Annotated in this window: 16 protein-coding genes; 6 read left to right on the top strand and 10 right to left on the bottom strand. The window is 49.3% G+C overall.

Annotation, left to right across the window (positions count from 1 at the left end; all coding sequences use genetic code 11):
- Window positions 1–97 precede the first annotated feature (97 nt).
- Window positions 98–1,138, top strand: coding sequence for a CAF17-like 4Fe-4S cluster assembly/insertion protein YgfZ (gene ygfZ, locus ACJJIK_RS00210; RefSeq protein ID WP_444943856.1), 1,041 nt, complete (start codon window positions 98–100; stop codon window positions 1,136–1,138).
- 245 nt (window positions 1,139–1,383) lie between these two features.
- Here the strand turns inward: ygfZ and ACJJIK_RS00205 are convergent, their stop codons facing one another.
- The 9 genes from ACJJIK_RS00205 to ACJJIK_RS00165 form a co-directional block, all read right to left on the bottom strand.
- The gene (locus tag ACJJIK_RS00205) at window positions 1,384–3,987 is read right to left on the bottom strand and encodes a calcium-binding protein (protein WP_444943855.1); all 2,604 of its coding nucleotides are present in this window, start codon (window positions 3,985–3,987) and stop codon (window positions 1,384–1,386) included.
- Window positions 3,988–4,837: 850 nt separating this feature from the next.
- Window positions 4,838–6,244: an HlyD family type I secretion periplasmic adaptor subunit gene (locus ACJJIK_RS00200; protein WP_444943854.1), complete on the bottom strand. Its 1,407-nt coding sequence runs from the start codon at window positions 6,242–6,244 to the stop codon at window positions 4,838–4,840.
- Window positions 6,241–8,376, bottom strand: a complete 2,136-nt coding sequence (locus ACJJIK_RS00195; RefSeq protein WP_444943853.1) for a type I secretion system permease/ATPase — start codon at window positions 8,374–8,376, stop codon at window positions 6,241–6,243. Before ACJJIK_RS00195 ends, ACJJIK_RS00200 begins: the two co-directional genes overlap by 4 nt.
- A 1,016-nt stretch (window positions 8,377–9,392) precedes the next feature.
- The gene (ung, locus tag ACJJIK_RS00190) at window positions 9,393–10,115 is read right to left on the bottom strand and encodes a uracil-DNA glycosylase (protein ID WP_444943852.1); all 723 of its coding nucleotides are present in this window, start codon (window positions 10,113–10,115) and stop codon (window positions 9,393–9,395) included.
- A gap of 2 nt (window positions 10,116–10,117) precedes the next feature.
- Window positions 10,118–10,705, bottom strand: coding sequence for a uracil-DNA glycosylase family protein (locus ACJJIK_RS00185; RefSeq protein ID WP_444943851.1), 588 nt, complete (start codon window positions 10,703–10,705; stop codon window positions 10,118–10,120).
- 3 nt (window positions 10,706–10,708) lie between these two features.
- Entirely contained in the window at window positions 10,709–11,647 is a 939-nt protein-coding gene (locus tag ACJJIK_RS00180) for a hypothetical protein (protein WP_444943850.1), read from the bottom strand.
- Between the two features lie 242 nt (window positions 11,648–11,889).
- Window positions 11,890–12,834 carry an esterase-like activity of phytase family protein gene (locus ACJJIK_RS00175; protein WP_444943849.1) on the bottom strand — a complete coding sequence of 315 codons (945 nt, stop codon included), beginning with the start codon at window positions 12,832–12,834 and terminating at the stop codon, window positions 11,890–11,892.
- 11 nt (window positions 12,835–12,845) lie between these two features.
- Entirely contained in the window at window positions 12,846–13,328 is a 483-nt protein-coding gene (locus ACJJIK_RS00170; protein WP_444931774.1) for a YajQ family cyclic di-GMP-binding protein, read from the bottom strand.
- Between the two features lie 14 nt (window positions 13,329–13,342).
- A complete protein-coding gene (locus ACJJIK_RS00165; RefSeq protein ID WP_444931775.1) occupies window positions 13,343–13,879 on the bottom strand; it encodes a YaeQ family protein in 537 nt (178 codons plus the stop codon).
- A gap of 86 nt (window positions 13,880–13,965) precedes the next feature.
- Here ACJJIK_RS00165 and ACJJIK_RS00160 point away from each other — a divergent pair, with 86 nt between their 5' ends.
- The 5 genes from ACJJIK_RS00160 (at window position 13,966) to ACJJIK_RS00140 (ending at window position 18,767) form a co-directional block, all read left to right on the top strand.
- Entirely contained in the window at window positions 13,966–14,322 is a 357-nt protein-coding gene (locus ACJJIK_RS00160) for a hypothetical protein (protein ID WP_444931776.1), read from the top strand.
- A gap of 46 nt (window positions 14,323–14,368) precedes the next feature.
- Window positions 14,369–15,115: a TPM domain-containing protein gene (locus ACJJIK_RS00155; RefSeq protein ID WP_444943848.1), complete on the top strand. Its 747-nt coding sequence runs from the start codon at window positions 14,369–14,371 to the stop codon at window positions 15,113–15,115.
- Window positions 15,115–15,726 carry a TPM domain-containing protein gene (locus ACJJIK_RS00150; RefSeq protein ID WP_444943847.1) on the top strand — a complete coding sequence of 204 codons (612 nt, stop codon included), beginning with the start codon at window positions 15,115–15,117 and terminating at the stop codon, window positions 15,724–15,726. The genes ACJJIK_RS00155 and ACJJIK_RS00150 overlap by 1 nt, the downstream gene beginning before the upstream one ends.
- Before the next feature lie 631 nt (window positions 15,727–16,357).
- Entirely contained in the window at window positions 16,358–17,683 is a 1,326-nt protein-coding gene (locus tag ACJJIK_RS00145; protein WP_444943846.1) for a hypothetical protein, read from the top strand.
- Between the two features lie 13 nt (window positions 17,684–17,696).
- On the top strand, window positions 17,697–18,767 hold the full coding sequence (locus ACJJIK_RS00140) for a hypothetical protein (RefSeq protein ID WP_444943845.1): 1,071 nt from the start codon (window positions 17,697–17,699) through the stop codon (window positions 18,765–18,767).
- Between the two features lie 504 nt (window positions 18,768–19,271).
- On the opposite strand, the gene ACJJIK_RS00135 is transcribed toward ACJJIK_RS00140, so the two are convergent.
- Window positions 19,272–19,640: a lysozyme inhibitor LprI family protein gene (locus tag ACJJIK_RS00135; RefSeq protein ID WP_444931782.1), complete on the bottom strand. Its 369-nt coding sequence runs from the start codon at window positions 19,638–19,640 to the stop codon at window positions 19,272–19,274.
- Window positions 19,641–19,783: the final 143 nt, after the last annotated feature.

The following is a 19,783-nucleotide window of genomic DNA, read 5'->3' as shown; positions in this document are numbered from 1 at the left end:
AGATTAAAAGTGCAGTATACCCCCTGCCCCACCAAACTTGAAAAGGGCGCAAAGAACCCCAAATATTGCCCCGAATACAATTGCAGGTGGCAGGATTATGGATCAGCAACAGTGGCAGGATTTTCTCGGCAATGAAGGCGCCATTTGGGAGGGCGGTAGAGCGCACTTCCCTCTCACCAGTCGCGAAGACCCACAGAGTCTACACCTGCTGGACCTGGGCCCCAGCGGAGCTATATCGATTAGCGGCCCCGACAGCCAAAAATTTTTGCAGGGGCAGCTCACCTGCGACCTTATCAACCTGCCGGATGGACACAGCACCCTGGGCGCCCACTGTAACCCCAAGGGCCGCATGATCAGTGCCTTCAGCGCACTGAAACTTTCACAGGGCGAGTTCATCTTCCGGTTGCCGAGAAACCTGGCCCCTATCGCCCAACAGGCGCTGGCCAAGTACGCGGTGTTCTTCAAAACAGAACTGCGCGATATTAGCGATGAAACCCACTGGCTCGGCCTACAGGGGCACAATGTCGCAGAGCGCGCAGCCACACTACTGGGCGTTAACCCCCCCTCTGTCGGCGAGGTAATACCGTTTGATTTCGACGGTGAGCGCGGCATGCTCCAGTCTGTAAACGAGCTGCAACTGGCCATTTTGATACCGTCCAGCAAGGCGCAGCAACTGTGGCAAACACTCGCCCCCGAGTGTGAGGCTACCGGCTATGACCACTGGCAAGTGCGGCAAATCGAAGCCGGCATTCCCCAGGTGGACGCCGCTACAACAGAAATGTTTATTCCGCAGATGACCAACCTCCACCTGCTCGGCGGCGTCAGCTTTAAGAAAGGCTGCTACACCGGCCAGGAAGTGATTGCCCGCATGCAATTTCGCGGTGCCGCCAAGCGCCGCCTCTATCGGGCCAGCTGTGCTGCGGGAGACCTCCCCCAGCCGGGTATGGAAATTTATGCAGATGGGGCGCAGAGTATCGGCAACTTAGTGGAGGCCTGCCGCAGCGAGGAGGGCATCCAGCTGCTCGCCGTACTCACTATTGCAAAGGTGGCCGCCGGTGAAACCTTGCGTCTAAAGGATGGCCGCACCCTGGAGATCGAAGAACTGCCCTACGATGCCGATGCCGACCCCCTGGCCTAGCCAAAAAAATATTTTTGATAAAAAAGGCGGCTTTTTCGGTCGCCTTTTTTATTTCTGTGACAGCACAAAAAATATTTATCGGGCCATAAAACCTACACCACAGAAAACCAGGCCGGTTCGCACATATTGATATAAAAAATAGGGGCAAGGGCACAGTTACCAATGCGCCCTTGGCAGAAATAAAAATAGAGACAGAAATTTTTAGCGAATAAAAAAGGCGGCCACTAGGGCCGCCTATCAATAGATTAAGCTACCTGAAAACTACAAGCGAGCACAGGCTCAATATCCTCCTGCGGGCTGTTTAAGCACTGGGATTCACCCATAGGCTCCCCACCGAAAGCCGCCATCGCACTTACCAGGCTATCTGCCATATCCACCTGTAGCGCTGCGTCAGAAGTGGTATAGGAACTGCTATCAACGTCCTCTTCCTCAGCCGCCTGAGTCAAAGCGCTCGCCATCAAGTCACTGCTAGCGGCAGCATCCGAGGCTGGCAGCGCCTCAAGAAGGGCGGGAATATTTGCAGCGGGTATTGCATAACCACCATCGTTGGGCTGAACATAACTGATGGCATTATCTCCACCCAAGAAGTGCCCTTGAACCCGCAGCTGCTGATTTAGATCCGCATCGACAAGAATAACGAGATCATCACCATCCTGATGGAAGCTGAGCTGGTCTCTGCCAATACCATCGGTGAGCAAAATCCAATCCGTACCGCCGCCAGTATTATCAATGGTATCGATACCGCCATTTGCACCGTAATAGTAGTGATCATCGCCAAGGCCTCCGACCAGCAAATCATTACCGTCCTCACCGGATAGAATGTCATTGCCGTCTCCGCCGTAAAGTGCATCATTACCGGAGTCACTGTTGGTGCCATTTCCTCCAATTAGGAAGTCGTTGTCAGCGCCACCGAGCAGTTCATCATCACCGGACATACCGAACAGAGTATCATCACCTTCGAGGCCTTTTATCTGGTCGTTGCCAGAGGTTCCAACCAGCTGCTCACCACTGCTTGTACCCTCAACGACACTGTCGAAGTCCTCTTCAGGCTCTTCACCTTCACCCGTTTCTTCACCGTTATCTGTACCCGGCAGAGACTCGAGCAAATTGGAAATTGTCGCTGCCGCGATAGCGTAATCGCCATCATCTGGCTGCACATAGCTAATCGCTTTATCACCGCCTTCAAAATGCCCCAGAACCCGAACCTGCTGTTCCAAGTCAGAGTCGACCAGAATAATCAGGTCATTGCCATCCTGGTGAAAACTGAGCTGCTCCCTGGTAATACCATCCGTGAGCAGAATCCAGTCGGTACCGCCACCGGTATTGTCGATGGTATCCACTCCACCATTAGCACCGTAATAGTATTGGTCGTTACCCAGACCACCGATCAGCAAGTCATCGCCATCCTCTCCAGACAAGATGTCATCACCATCCTCACCGTACAGGGTGTCATTGCCAGAGCCGCTATTGCTACCATTTCCGCCGCTCAGATAATCATTATCCGCACCGCCCAGCAGCTCATCATCACCGGACATACCAAACAAGACATCATCGCCGGCAAGGCCTTTTAGCTGGTCATTGCCCGCTGTCCCCACCAATTGTTCACCGGCATTTGTACCTTCTACAACCGTATCAAAGTCCCCTTCCGAGCCTTCCTCGCCCCCATTATCGGTACCGGGCAATGATTCCAGCAGAGCGGGAATCGCCGTTGCCGCAATCGCGTAGCCACCATCATTTGGCTGTACGTAACTAATGGCTTGGTCTCCCCCCTGAAAATGATTCAGCACGCGAATTTGCTGATTCAAATCAGAGTCAACCAGGATAACTAAATCGTCACCCTCCTGGTGGAAGCTGAGCTGATCTCTGGAAATACCATCGTTGAGTATGATCCAGTCAGTACCACCGCCCGTGTTATCGATAGTATCCACACCACCATTGGCGCCGTAGTAGTACTGGTCATCTCCAACACCACCAACAAGCAGGTCATTACCATCCTCACCGGATAGGATGTCATTGCCCTCTTCGCCGTAGAGCGTGTCATCGCCAGAGTTACTATTCATACCATTTCCCCCTATGAGGAAATCGTTACCTTCTCCGCCGAGCATCTCATCGTCGCCTGACATACCAAATAAGGTGTCATTGCCCTCTAGACCACTAACTTGATCATTGCCTGATGTACCAGCCAGCTGCTCGTCACTTGACGTACCTTCGATAACCGCATCAAAGTCGCTACTAGCCGCAGCGACAATCTGGTTAATTTCACTCTCGGTGAGCGCGAACTCCTGATTCGAGGGATCATCTCCATTGGGCTGGATATAATCAATTGCATAATCACCGCCCAGGAAGTGGTTCACTACGCGAACAGACTGCTCGGAATCCTCATCAACCAAAATCACTAGATCATCGCCATCACGCTGGAAACTCAAGCGATCCCGCCCAATTCCACCATTAAAGAAGAGCCACTCTTCACCGCCGCCGGTGTTATCGATAATATCTTGACCATCGCCGGGGTAGTAAACATAGCGATCATCTCCCTCACCGCCAATAAGGGTATCCGCGCCCTCCCGGCCAATCAGCGTATCATTACCTCCATTTCCCACTAAAATATCATCCCCCTGCTCACCGCTAAGAGTGTCATCAGCCTCCGATCCAGAAATGGTTTCTGCTGTTTCTGCCTCTGTTAATGCTAACTGACTGGATTGATCATCAACATCGCTAAGCGTAGAGCCGCTGTCATCACGGATAACCGTATTCAAACTATCCTTACCTTGATCGGACACAGAATCTGTTTCTAATGTAGAGTGAACTTCTACTTCAAGTTCTGACTTTGCAAAAGAATTTTCGATCATTTTTATCATTCCTTAATAATTAAAACTATCTTGGAAAATCCAAACTCCCTACTCATGCTATCGAAACATAAATAGAAAGAGATTCCCGAAAAGGAATAAGAAAGGCCCACCCAACGTTTAGATGTAACACGCTGACATCAAACACCTAACTATTATTCCTTTGAATTACCTTACTCTCTGACTAGTTAACTTTTAAATTTTCGCCTTTAATTACTCCTCTTTACACTCATAAAAAATCCAATCCTTACCCATAATATCTCTTGCAGATAACAGACCAATCAGACTCCAAACAAGAAAACGGGATATAACATCAAGAAAGATATGCCGCACTATATGGCTACACTCTCACCTTAAAACACACACAAAACTCATATAACGACCTTAATACGCCCAACCACTTGCAAACACCCAAACGAATAAAGTCAAGTAAAATTCTTCCAGCAAAGCAAGGCGATAAAGTTTAAAGGCCCAATAAATCCATCTACCAGAACCCCAAGTAACAGCGCATAAGGGCACACAGAAAGAATCCGCATAGACTGCTTTCATCTATACATCCGATTCAAGCCAAACTGGAAAAACGGAACACCAAATGAAACAAAAACTTAAATTATGAGCACACACCCTCTGCAAATCCAGAAGGTATATTTATAGATATTCCGACCTACAATCACGCTATAGCTGCAACCTCAATTGCCGGACACACTTAAGTTGCTGACAAGCTTATAATAGATATCCCGGAAAGCCCCGCCAAATTCACGCCGCAACTCAAATACACCCCCTTTATTCAACCATCCTTATTCCAGGGGATAATACCCCCCTAACTCCAAAATCTGACCGAATTATATTTACCTCAGCGCTCCGAAAAACTGCTAGATAGAGACTCCCGCACAGGCTTAGTAAAATATTCATAAATATTTCTTTTACCCGTTTTCACCTCAGCCACAACATGCATACCCGCACGCAATAAAAGAGTCGCCTGATTAGACTGCTTTAATTCCTGGGCATCCAATTCAATATCACAAAGATAGCGATAACCCTGCTCCTCATCCATGACCGCATCTTTTGAAAGGTTAGTAACAACTCCAGACACAGTGCCATACTTGGTAAAGTTATAGGTAGACACTTTCACCGTTACCGGGTGCCCCTCTTCCACAAAACCAATATCTTTATTTAATATCCATGCCTGAACCTGTAAGTTGCTACCCGCAGGCACTATCTGCATCAGGGGTTGCGCGGATTCCAGGACCGCATCTTCTGTATGGACAGCAAGCTCCTGTACAGTTCCCGCTATGGGCGCACGAATTACTTGCTGCTCACTGCGCAGCCTGGCCTTTTCCAGCTCCTTGTTTTGTGCGGCGATATTGCGCTCCAACTCCTCCTGCTGAGAGTAACTTTTGTAAAGAGCGTTACTGAGCAAAACAGAGGCTTGCAAGTTGAGCTCTTCCAACTGGGATTGATATTGACCAATCCTTTCCCTCTCAAGTAGCAACTCCTCCTCTGCATCAATACGCTGCTGCTCCAACTCCAGGTATCGATCCCGGGCTACCATTTGCCGATCCAGCAATTTTTTCAGGGAGCCTGTGCGCTCAGTTAAAATGGGCAGCTTCTTTTCAGCCTTTCTTACCAAAGCGCGGGACATGCTGAGCTCTTGCTGTTTCGAAGCGATCTTCTGATCGATTAACTTCACCTCGACAAGGTAATCGGAGAGGTATCCCCGCAATAGCGTTCGCTGAAAGCGAGACTGCCCCTCTACACCCGCTACTGCCAACTGCGCTCCCAATGCAATCAAGGCCTCATCTATTGTGCCCGCTCGCCCCTCGCGCAACTCCGGTAGAAGTGCACTGAACACCCGCTCCCTTACCAGCCGCGCGCGGGAGACCGTTAATTCACTCTCCAACCTATCCTGGTCCGCAGCTGCATTAGTCGCATCCAGTGTGATTAGCGGATCTCCAGCCTCTACCTGACTCCCCTCCTCCACATGAATCTCGCGGACTACCGACAACTCTTTTGCTTGAACCGTCTTCACCTTTCCATCGGGAATTAGACTGCCCTCCGCCACTGCAACGATATCAATCTTGCCAAAAATGGCCCAAACAATGGCTATCGTAAAAAATAGGCAAATGGTGTTAATAAGCCACAGCCCCAATGGATTTGGTGGCGATCGCTCCACCTCCAGTGCAGCCGGTACAAACTCCAGCACCGAATCACGCTTGCTTATCCAGCGATTAAAATTCAACAGGGATAGAAAACGCTTCATACCACCTCCCGCAAATTAGACTGCATAGCATTAAGGCGGGCGAAATGCCCTTTTTTCTGCATTAACTGCTTGGGGCTGCCCTGTTCTACAATCCTTCCTTTCTCCATAACAACAATACGATTTGCATCCCTTACTGCGGATAGGCGGTGAGCGATAATCAGCACGGTGCGACCCCGGCAAATCTGGCGCATATTCGCCTGCACTATAGCCTCTGATTCATAGTCCAAAGCGCTGGTGGCCTCATCAAAAATCAGTATTCTCGGGTCCGCCATCAGCGCCCGTGCTATGGCGATTCTCTGCTTTTGACCACCGGACAGGGAACTGCCCTGCTCTCCTACCACCGTATCGAACCCTTCCGGCAACTCAAGAATAAAATCGTAAGCACCCGCCTGCTTTGCGGCAGCCACCACTTTTTCCATGGGGGCGCCGGGGTCTGCCAGGGCAATATTGTCCCGAACCGTGCGATTGAGCAGAAAGCTCTCCTGCAATACCACCCCCACTTTTTGCCTCAACCATGCCGGGTCCACCAACGCCAGATCAACACCATCCACAAGAACGCGACCCGCTTCAGGCACATAGAGGCGCTGAACCAATTTGGTTAAAGTACTTTTCCCTGAGCCGGATTTACCGACAATACCTACAATCTCCCCGGGCCTTATGGATAACTGGATACCATCAATAACCAGTGGGCGCTCGGGACTATAGCGGAACTTCACATGTTCAAAGCGGATCTCCCCTCGAATTGCCGGCAGAGTGGTTCGATTGGGATCATGCCCCGCCTCTGTTGGAGTGTTAAGAATGTCCCCCAGGCGCTTAATGGAGATACCCGCCTGCTGGAAGTCCTGCCACAATTGCACTAACTTCAAAATGGGCTGACTAACCCGCCCTGCAATCATATTAAAAGCAATCAACATGCCCACGCTCAGCTCACCGGAAATCACCAGGTGAGCACCCACCCACAAAACGGCTACCGTGACTAACTTATTAATTAAGCTGGCGCACTGACTGGCTATATTCCCCAGATTCAAAGCCCTAAATGAAGCATTGACATAGCCGGCCAACTGCTCTTCCCAGCGCCGCTGCATTTGCGGCTCAACCGCCATACTTTTTAAGGTTTCTACCCCGTTGCACGCCTCAACAAGGAAAGATTGATTCTCTGCACCCAGCTTAAATTTTTCATGCAATCGACTCTTCAAAATTGGAGTAATAACGATTGACAACAATATATATAGCGGCAGAGAACCCAATACTATCCACGTCAGCGTCGGACTATAGAGAAACATTACGGCAAAGAAGACCAGCGTAAAAAATAGATCGACACAAAGCGTCAAGGCCGATCCAGTGATAAACTGGCGTATGGAGTCCAGTTCCCTCACCCGGGCTACAGTATCCCCCACTCGACGGTTCTGAAAGTAAGCAATTGGCAGGCGCAGTAGGTGGCTAAAAAGGCGAGAACCCAATACCACATCTATTCGGTTAGAGGTATGGCTAAATAGGTAGGTTCTCAACCCATTTAAAATCACATCAAATACGCAGACCACCAAAAAACCAAGCGCTAGCACATCGAGAGTGGTCAACCCCTGGTGAACAAGCACCTTGTCTACAACAACCTGAAAAAATAACGGGGTTATCAGCGCAAACAACTGAATAAAGAAGGAGGCGAGCAACACCTGACCCAACAATTTCTTATATTTAAGAATTGATGGTATAAACCACGAGATATCAAACTTTCGCTCTACAGATGACAAAATCCCTTTCTTGCGGAATAAAAAAACTGGCAACAGCCCAGATTCACCAGCAGGAAGCTCATCCACCGGCAGTATGACCGGACTTTTTTGCCCAGCTTTTTGCAACAGCGCCTTACCATCCCGAACACCCGCCAGAATCGTGCAGGTTCCAGTAGCATCCAGCAGCATTGCAGGTAATGGCAGACTTTCTAATTTTTCACGCGAGCAGTCATGCTCTTTGGCCTTAAGGCCGAGAAAGGCAGCAGCCTTTACAACTTCGTGAGCGGACAGTTTTTCCAGTGAAAACTCTCGCTGGAGTTTTTCAGGGTTGATCGCAAGCTGATGAAACCTTGCAATAACAGAAAGACTAGAGAGGCAACTTTCCCTGTCGATTATAACTTCCATATTTACTCCCTAATACAACATTCCTGCTTCGCCCTCCCAACAAATGGGAAAAGCGAGAGTAGGAGAAAATGCAGCCCCAGTAAATAGGTAAGCAGGCAAAAAAGATAGCAAAGCGTACCAACTGTATAAATATACAGTAACTTTGTGATCTAAGGCTCAATCTAGTCCCCATAAAACCCTACCCAAATTTATTGGACCACCTACAGGACTGAAGGAAAAATGAGCGTTGCGGCTAAAATTTTCACAGTAAAAATTTTAGCCATTGAAAATCAAAAATATTAGAATTTCTCAACTTAGAAAACAAAATAAGGCTAATTTATAGAGTTAAATATCCATCCACCCTCCAACCAGACAAGATTACCCCACGAAAATAGTAGTGAAAAACCTTAAACAGATTGAGGTAGAAGGTACACCTTAAGGCAACCCCTCTTATACCCATAACCCACCACAGCACCACCCTTGCCAAACCACAAATAACTGTATATAAACACAGTCAATCAATTTAGCTAGTATCCGCTCACTTCCTGTACCACCCCTTAACAGCGACCTTCCGGCCCAAGTAAAAAAGGCATTGCCAACACATGGTTGCTACGCTATTTGAGCATCTCTGACAACGCAAACGGGGGGATGGAATCGGTGGTGATGGGACAGGGCAACGAGGCTATGGGGAATGTATTGAAGGTAATATCTGGACGCAGAGCCGGGAGTACAGCACCCTGCTCGCTGAGACTAAATCCCGTAAAGAGACGCCCAGCCCCCGTCAAGTTTTCTAGCGTTAAAGGCTGCAAGGGCTGTGACTTGCAGCTCAAACAAAAGCACCACTGCGGCGATCTCCAGTGATCCTGCGTGCAACAGTGGAGCGCTGGCTTTAGATATGGATAGATACCCGGGACAGAAAAGTAAGATCCGCAGTCTTAAGCAGCTCTTGCAACGGACTGCGGCATTCGCGACGAGTGCAGCTAATCTCTGTAGCCTGCAAAACCCACAGCGGTATTGCGGGATCGCTCAGAGGCCCCTTAAAGCTCTACCGCGATCCGCTTCAGTTGACCCGCCTCAGGTAAAGCCCATTCAATCGGTTTTTCACCGTGCTGCTGCAACCATTGATTGGCCTGGGAGAAGGGGCGGGTTCCAAAGAAGCCGCGATGGGCAGATAGAGGTGAGGGGTGCGGAGCCCGCAGCACCAGGTGCTTATTGCGGTCGATAAAGCCCCCTTTCTTCTGCGCATAGCTTCCCCACAAAATAAAGACCAGTCCTTCACGCTGTTCCGCCAGCTTATGGATCGCTGCATCCGTAAATTGCTCCCAGCCCCGCCCCTGATGGGCACCGGCCTTACTATCCTCTACAGTAAGAGTGGCATTCAGCAGCAAAACGCCCTGCTCTGCCCAGGGTTGCAAGCAACCGTGGTGCGCTGGGGGTATGCCCATATCCGAGTGCAGCTCTTTATAAATATTTTGCAGCGACGGGGGAATACGAACCCCGGGCATCACGGAAAAACATAAACCGTGGGCCTGCCCTACCCCGTGGTAGGGGTCCTGCCCCAGAATGACAACTTTTACTTGGTCAAAAGGGGTGGAATTAAAGGCATTGAAGATTTGGCCACCGGGCGGGTAGATCTCCTTACCGGCCGCCTTCTCCCCCTTTAAGAACTGGCGCAACTGAGCCATATAGGGCTGGTCGAACTCCCCCGCCAAAACATCGTACCAAGAGGGGTGAATCTTAATTTTATCCGGAACCGGCATTCTTAAACCTTCAATATCTTTTTAACATGGTGTTGTAACTCGGGCACAACCTCCTCCTCAAACCAAGGCCTGCGACGCAACCACAGAGTATTGCGCGGGCTCGGGTGCGGTAGGGGAAAGTATCCCGCTGGCAGAGCATCCCGGTAGTGGCGAACATTCTCAGTAATACTGCCATACCAGTGCGGGAGATAATGGCGCTGGGCGTATTGTCCCACCAATAGCGACAGTTGCAAGTTGGGCAACTGCGCCATCAGGCGCTGGTGCCAAGTCGCGGCACACTCGGGGCGCGGCGGCAAGTCACCGCCCTTGCCGCGCCCGGGGTAGCAGAAACCCATGGGAATAATGGCAATCCGGGACTCGTCGTAGAAGGTGTCCCGGTCGATTGCCAGCCAAGTGCGGAGGCGGTCTCCAGAGGGGTCATTCCAGGGAATACCGCTAGCGTGAACCTTGGTGCCCGGCGCCTGTCCGACAATCAGCAGGCGCGCAGACTCAGTTGCGCGCAAGACTGGATTTGCCCCCAGAGGAAGCTGATCCTCACAGAGGCGGCAAGCGCGTATCTCATCCAGTAGCGCCGGTAACTTCTCAACCATCACCTAGGGGGTATCCTCTGGGAAAGCCAAATGTAACAGGAGCGCACGGCGATCCTGGGGGTCGTGAATACGGCTGATATTATCATTATCAAACACGACAAAAATCCCCTGCGCCCCTACAGCCAACCCATCGCCGCGCCCCCCGGTCCGCGACACCTCATAGCCGAGTTCTGAAGAGTTCTCATGCTCCCAGTAATCCAGACACCAATCGGCTTCCAGGCTGGGGAGCTCCCTGCGGCAAACCGCATAAGCATTGGGCTCCAGGGTCCACAGAGCACCATCGTAAAAAGCGAGCCCCGCCATATTCTCCGACTCTCCACGAAAGTTCAGCCCTGTAACCGGCGGCGGAGTGAAAATCTGCACACTATCCTTGGGACCAAGCTTCACCAGGGCGCGGGGGTCGCGCTCTATCGCCATCCAAAAATCATCGCCTACTTTCTGTAGGCCCACGCCGGAAAGGTTGTAGCCCTGCATATACCCCTGGGCTTTAGCCGTGGTAGACCACATATTTTCCAGCCAGTGCCCCCTGCCCTGCCTATTGACTTCAGCAATGCGGTTATAGCGCTCGCTCAGCAAGTAAAAAATATCATCCGCACAGGTGATCGCCTCAAAATCCATTGCCGCAGCCGGGCGGGTCAGATCCAGCAGGAAATACCAAAAATTAGTCGGCCTATCTTTTTTCGGAACCCTAAGCCCGGCAAGTTTGATATACAATTCCAGCTTTGCGCGCCTGCCTTCCAACACAATTTGGTAGATTTCCCTGGAGCGCTTATCGGAAACCGTGAGCAGCTTGCCATCGCAAAAACTCAGCCCGGAAATACTCAATCCAGAACTGTCATTCAGCCAATAATGGGCTATTTTTTTTGCCGGGATTATTTCAGCCGCCAACCCCAGGGATGACAACAGCGCACCAACAGTCGTTAAAAAAAAACGCTTAATCACGGCCCTTCCAATTTATCGCCAAAACATTTTAAGCGCGGAAAGCTCACTGTATTCAGCCCCTACTGTCACCCAGGGAACTGCCGGCAAACTACCAGAACCAATAGCCGCCAGATAGCAAGCTAGCCCAATCACTCTGAACAATCTTAGCGCTAGGGGCTGATAACGTTTTAAAAGGTCGGGGAGGTGGACAGAGAAGTGGAATGGGCGCCGACCTTAAAAAGTCCGGCGCCAAATAAGATCAGCTAGTGCTCACTGCCGCTTTTTTCTGGCATTGCCAGGTGCAGCAGTAACGCTCGCTTGTCATCAGGCGCCTGGGCGCGACCGACATTATTGTTGTCGAGCACGACAAAAATGCCCTGCTCCCCCACAGCCAGCCCCTCACCTTTGCCATAGCGGGTTTCTTCATAGACGCGCTCTGGTGACTCTTCAAGGAAGCGGTAATCCACGCACCACTCCGCTTGCAGACTGGGCAGGGCTCGGCGGCATACGGCGTGGGCATTGCGCTCCAGGGTAAAGAGAGCGCCATCGTAGTAATCCAACCCAGCCAAATCCTCTGAGCGACCAGCAAAATCCAGACCGGCGACCGGAGGCAATGTGAGTGTGTCGGCCGCGCCGCCGGCGGAGAGTCGCAGCAAGCCCCGGGGCTCGCGCTCCATGGCCACCCAGAAGGTATCGCCGGCTTTTACCAGCCCCTCACTGGAGGCATTGGTCTTTTGCAGAAAGCCCTGGGATTTGGCCAGCGCCGACCAATTGTGTTCCTGCCAACGCGCACTTCCCCCGCTATCGACAATAGCGATGCGATTGTAGTGCTCACTCACCAGATAAACCCGTCCGTCAGCGCAGCTAACCCCCTCAAAATCCAGGTCTGCGGCCGAGCGGAACAACGCCTTGATGCCCTCCCAGGCACTGGCAGGCTTATCCCGCTGCGGTACTCCGAGGCCATTCAGGCGCAAGTATGGGGCCAGGTCGGCATGGCCATCGCGAAATTCAAGCGTATAAATCTCTTCAGAGTTTTTATCGGAGACTGCCAGCAGCTCCCCCGAACAGAAGCTCAAACCGGAAATATCCAGGCCGGCACTGCTATCCACCCAGTAGCTGGCCAACAATTTAGCCGGTGTAATTTCGGCGGCTACTGCCAGCGGCGCTGCCAATACGGCTAAAACACTAAAGAGAGTACGCTTGATCACGGTAAAACCAATTAATCGCGGAAGTTATTAAACTGCAACGGCTGCTCCAACTCTTTGCCGCGAAGCATGGCCATCACCTGCTGCAAGTCGTCGCGCTTCTTGCCGGTAACCCGCACCTGCTCGCCCTGAATGGCAGCCTGCACCTTGAGCTTTTCATCCTTAATCAGCTTAACAATCTTTTTTGACAGTTCCTTGTCGAGGCCATTTTTCAGGGTTACACCCACTTTAACCTGCTTGCCAGATTGCTCTTTATCGCCCACTTCCATCGCCAGGGGATCGATATCGCATTTAATCAACGCACCGCGCAGCATATCCACCATCTGGTCTACCTGCATATCCACTTCCGCGCGAATCACCAGGGAGAACTCGTTCATCTCCACTTCCGCATCTACCCCTTTAAAGTCGAAGCGATTGGTAATAGTGCGGTTCACCTGATCCACAGCGTTGGTGAGTTGGTGCTTGTCTACTTCAGATACAATGTCAAACGAAGGCATTAAGTTGTCTGCTCCTATTTCCAGATTTCCGGAGTAATCTCCGCATTGTTGTCACTATCGGCCAGCCAAATATGGCCGTCCTGAATACTGGCACTCAGGTCCATATTGCGCTCGGCCATAGCCGCCAGCTGCTCAGTGGCATCGGCAGCCAAATAATAGACGCTAAGGTTGCCAAAGCGCTCCAGCTGGTCGGCCTGCTTCTGCCACCAGATGGGGGCCGCACGGCGCCCGTAACTGTATACGATCACCCGCTGTGAGCGGTTACAAGCCTTGCGGATACGCTCCTCGGTGGGAAGCCCCACTTCGATCCAAAGGTCTATCTCACCGCTCAGATTCTTCTGCCAGAGATCCGCTTCCTCGTCAGAAGACAGGCCCCGGGTAAACTCCAGCGTCTCCGCCGCATTGTGCGCAAAAGCCAGTAGGCGCACCATCATACGCTCATCGGTCTCCGAGGGATGCCGAGCCAGGGTGAGTGAGTGTTCGGCGTAATAATCCCGGTCCATATCAGATATTTGGACTTTGGCTTTAAAAATTGTCGCTTTTAGCGCCATTTTGGCTCCATGGTGATGCCCTCTCCCACAGCGGAAATTGGGCGTACTATTCTTGATGGGTTCACGTGAGAATCAGGATATTCCGCATGACCTCTGCGCCCCCCAGCGGCAGGCCCTTTTGCCAGGATGCACAGCCACTGGCCGTTACCCTTAGTAACTGCGGCGCCAATAATATCCCAACCGATAGCGAGCAGGTTAAAGCCTACGCCTCACACGAATGGGAAAATCGCACGCTATCCCGGCTGCTACTGCCGGAGGAGTACTGCCCAGCCCTCAGAGCCAAACAGAGCTTCCTCGCACAGTACTCTCAACTGGCGCGTATCAGCGTTGCGCCGGGATTATATCCAGCCTGTAGAGTGCTACAAGCGCGCGATTCGCACTTTTTCGGGAGGGATATGACAAGCCCCGTCCTACCGGGACATGCCGCCATAGAAACCGATTGAGGCACCCGAGGTTAACCCTTAATAGATAAATGCCATAGCCGCCAAAATGAACCGCCTCAGCCTAACCACTCTCTTGTTCCTCACCCTGCTCAGCCCCCTGGCTGCCCGGGCAGATATACAGCTCCCAATGCTCTCGGGACGGGTGGTAGATCAGGCACAACGCCTAAAAGCCGAGGAAAGATTTCAGCTGACCGAACTGATCCAGCAGTATGAACGGCGCAGTGGTCACCGACTCGTCGTAGCCACAGTACCTAAGCTGCAAGGCGTTACGATAGAGGAATATGCCCAGCAACTGGTTCACAACTGGAAGCTGGGCAAGAAAGGCAAAGATAATGGGGTGCTCTTCCTGATCGCCCCCAATGATCGGAAGATCCGTATCGAGGTGGGATATGGCTTGGAGAGCGCGCTAACCGAAGCACTGGCCGCCAATATTATTTACAGCAAAGTACTGCCAGAGTTCCGCCGTGGCGATTTCAGTGGCGGCATCAATGCTGGGGTTCAATCAATTATCGCCGCAACTAAAAACGAATATGTTGCAGAACCCCTAGAGACCAGAGAGGAGCAGCGAGTTGCCCTGTTGGCAGGTCTATTCCTTCTACTTATCATGTTGCACCTCTTCATTAGCGCCGCACTGGGGTCACCGATACAAGGCCGCCTTTTTAAACGGGGCCGCTACGGCGGTTACTACGGTACGGGAGGCTTTGGCGGAAGCTTATCCAGCGGCGACCCCGCGGGCCGTTTTAGTGGCGGTGGCGGTGGCTTTGGTGGAGGGGGCGCATCGGGAGGATGGTAATGCTCAGCAACACCTATCAACGCCAAGTGGCAGAGGCTATCAAGGAAATCGAGTCCCACACCGATGCCGAAGTTATTGCCGTGGTCGCCCGCAAAGCAGATAACTACCTGTCCATCTCAACACTTTGGGCTGCTTTCTTAACCCTGCTAGCCGCACCACTGATTGAGCTTTTACCCTTTTGGATCAATCTACAACAGGCAGTGACACTTCTGTGGGTTTTATTTATTACCCTCGCAGTACTCTTTCGCTGGCACCCCCTCACCATGCGTCTGGTACCCAAAAAAATAAAATTCTGGCGAGCTGCCAACCTGGCCCGCCGGCAGTTTCTGGAACAAGGCTTACATACCACTAAAGGCAGACTCGGGCTGCTGATATTTGTCGCAGAAGCCGAGCACTATGTGGAAATACTAACCGACAAAGGAATCGCCCAGCGTATTAACAATGACCACTGGCAAAGGGTGGTGGAAAATTTTGTGCAGCAAATTAAACGAGGAAAGGCCGGAGAAGCACTACTACTTTGTATTGAACAGTGTGGGGGGGTTCTCAGGGAGACGATACCCACCAGTATCATTAAAGATAAACTACCCAACCACCTGATTATCATTAATTAAAAAGCGCTTTTATTTTCCAGCCAGCCGCTATGGTTCCAAAAAATCACAGCACCCATACTTGCCTATATCTACAAGACAAAGTTTTGAGCAATGATCAATATATGGATATCTCGCCCCCACACTGACCAGACAGTCCATGTAAAATATTCCAGCTTGAGAGGATTACCTCTCCGCAACACGATATACGGTGCCTTCAGCAAGAAAATAACAACCTGCTGAATTGAGCCACAACCAACTATTGCAAATCAGCCCTTTAAACCAGTCGCAATTTGGCACTCAAAGTAAGAATAAAACGATACAAAAGTATCGTAAGTGGACTTTATCCTAGCCAATATATAGAGAATTTTACGAATTAGCAGAAAAAAATCACAGTTCCCATAAAAATATAGATCCCCTTAAATCTCTAGTGTTTTCGACATCGCCTTAAACACTAAATCAGGATTATTTTTTAACCCCTCAAGGATAAAAGGTATGCCTTCCCAGTCAAAAACACTTAAAGGCAAATTAAATAAAACCTAACACCTATAAATGTACAGAATACGACCTTACTGGTAAATTAACCGCCAATTCCCTCCCCTGATTCTCTTATAGGCTTGTCTCTGGGGTATAGACTTATTAGCAGTGGTTAGTCATGAAAAATATTCCGGCATTAGCCAGCAATATGGGACTCAAAGCTTTTGGCAATTCTGGCTCTGGCCGCTCAGTGATGGCAAACAATCAGCTCCATCAGATACTTGCAGGCTTTCAGGAAATGAGCCAGATACCAAGTAGTCAAGGCTACCATGCACTCGCTATCATAAATGCGATAAACCATTTAAGAGGAGGCGCGGTACCTGTAAACTCTTTCCTCAAGGATGGCAGCGCAACCCGCCGCTGTATTGTGGGGGCAGGCTTTGAAATTGAATATGAAACAAACAATTACTATGGTGGCCCTCAAACGGATGTGGTGATTCTTGATATTCGGATAACTAAAAATTTTGCTGAGGAGGGAAGTAGGGCAGCTATGTGGGAGGCCGAGTGGCAACGAGACGAGCATGGCAATAAGCACAAAGGAAGCTGGCTGCCTAGTGATAAACCTATTACATTTTTAAATAGTCGTAGAAAGGTAACAGGTAAGAAGGATGATCCACTAAAAATTGGCATCAATGGTTACAGTAAAAACTTAGAACACGCGATAACTATTCTTCCATCCCATATCTCTCGTGGTGACAACGTAGCTCTAGAAAAACTAAAACATAAGGGGTATACGCTGTTTTATGTTCCACAAAGTGACAATCTTAAATCTGGTTGGCGATGTGTAAAAAATTTAGGCCAAGCTGCAACTATGGAGGATATGGAGGCTGCAAGAATACTGGCCAGCCATATGAAGGAAGCGCACGACAAGGGCTTGTATGTTGAGTGGACTAGCCATCGAGGCGGCTCTAAAGTTTTAACCAAGGCTATGGAACAACTTGCACTGCGGCAGATAAATGTGAATGGTAAACAGAAAATATTTTTAAGCGATCCAACTTCCAGTCATTACGCTGCTGACAATTTACGTCGAAAGATTGGTATAAATACTAATGATTTATCCTGGCTCAACTCTACCCCAGGCTTAGCGCAACTAACCGGTGGCTCACACTTAGGTACATCTGATCTTACTATGTCAATAAATGTTTTCTTCAACTACACAGCTAAAGAGGAAAAAGTTGATAAAATCATCGACTCTTTACGTCACGGGGTGAAGTTTGGAGAAAAATCCAAGAAAGCACTTACTATTGTAGGTGGAGCAACTTTGCTGTCCAGCATGGGAGTGTCCTTTACGACAGCGCAGGCATTTTTAGGGGTTCTAGGCTGGAAAACAGTAAAAGGAGCCGCTGCAATCACCTTGGCGAGCATCCCAAGTCTCAATGAAGGCTACCACAAAGATTCCGCAGAACCAACCAAACAGCTATTACGTAAGTTGCTATCTAAATAATGGGGGCTAGTTAATGAAATTTATCAAAGAAATCTTCCCGCGAGCACCAAGCTTCCGCCGAGCGAGAAAGATTGAGAAAAACTTATCCGGCTGCCAACTTTCCTTTATAGCCCCTCCCTACTCTGACCCCTTCTCTTCAATAGAAGACTGGGAAACCGAACCAGACTCAATCGATATATTCAATAAGAGCGCCTACCATTCTATTGAGTATAAGTCCGCTAAAGATTTAGATAAGCATATTGAGTACCCTAACATTAAAGTTATAGGGCTATTCTCCAGTATCTGGGCCTTTAAAAGCATGCCATTTTTTTCAAGTTATGGTGGTGCTGTACGCTGTGGAATAGGTATAGCGTCTATAGATGACCTCCCTATCAATGAGACACTGCTTGATAATAAAACACTTCTACAGGAAGTGTTTCGTAGGTATGACCTAACAAGGCTTCAAAACTTTAATAGTGGAATAAACAGCGACTTCTTTGATCTCACCCAATATCGCTGGCCCAAATATTTGGGCCCACTCAATAGTCAATGGGTTCAACAGGGCGGTTTAGATTGGCTTTATCTGGAAACCCAACCTCTAGTCAGTGATCCTGATAGTATCAGCTGGCATACGGCGATAAGCAACAAACAGATCCTCAGCTGCTACTTTACCATCATTCGATCTGGCTCGAATGCGGGCAATGCTTTCCGTATAAATCAGCGAACCCCTTGGGACAACTATATAGAATTTGTACAACGTATAATGGATTCACTTAAACTTAAGCTATCACCAGAGCTCTCTGCTCATCGCATAGAAGTTAAATCTCAACCCGGCGCCAACAGTAAGCCAATTTTTGGTTGCACACCACAGCAAATAGAAGATGCTAAATATGTAATGCAAATGTGGAGCGGTAGAGGTTATAGGGATAGCAAGAGAGACAAGAACGAAAGCCACCGAGCTTCCCCAAAAGAAGTCTCAGAATTTATCGATAAACGTATTCAGCCCAGACCTCTGCATAACAGCTACCCTCTTGAAGAGAAGATAGAGGTGATCTCCAGATTACCGCCCGAACTGATCCAAAAACCTTTTATAGGCAGGAAGTAATTCTCTGTGAAGCTCCCTTAGCACCATTCACAATGGTTGCGAAGGACTTTCCATTTAAACCTGACTTTAGAGATTGTAAAGCCCATAGAGCCCATAATTTTTACTAAAATAAAGCTCAATCTACCTCAGCTTCCCTCAAGCTAAATTTAATTTTCTGTGGCCCGTAGACAATAGAAGCTGAGCTAAACCAAAAGAAGTGGGGGCACACACCTTGCACTAGCTCACTACCATTAGAGACAGATGGAATTGCATATACCTCAACCATTTACAGTAGTGGACAGCAGAAAACTTACAAATATACCCTATTGATATCACTTAGTTAGCGGGCCCTAACAGTTGACCTAGGCATTAAATATATCGACTACAGACAAATCAAAAAATCCTTTCTTGAAGCAGAAACTAATGGATCTATAGAAAATATAAGGAAATCTTATTAGTCAAGCTTGACCTGTCAAAGCAATTACTAAAAAGGCAAAAGTCAGATCAAGCCCGCACTATTATAAGTTACAGCTTGCTAGATTGGCAGCCTGTAGCTTTACACTCCCGAATACGATCGTTTAACGTATTTGTACGAGAAATCGTAGTTTTGGTAGTACAAGACAAGTTAACAAAAAATCCATCTGCATCCCGACGACTACAGCTTTTGTTACGCTTTTTAATCCAAGCAACCTGAGTTTTTTTAAGCTTGGCTTTTTGTGAACTATTCAAATGGCCTCGCAGCTTAACATAAGTCTCATTCAGCTCAGCATCTGCTGCCTGATAAACCTTGTTTAAACAGTACAGCCCATCAAAATCATCTCTTGGTCGATCGCAATTATCTGCAAATGCCATTGAAGGGGATACTAACAAAAAAGCTAACATCACTTTTTTCATTGAAATCTTTTCCATTTTCGAACATAACATCTATCAATACAGGGGTGCCCCTACAAATTGTAGGCCTTATATATAAGTACACTTTTCACAACCCCGTACAGATTATACAATAATTTTTATCTATTGCTGACAACTCCATCGCA

It is taken from the genome of Microbulbifer regidiadema (SeqCode), assembly GCF_052466995.1.
This window is presented reverse-complemented; position numbering and strand designations above follow the sequence as displayed.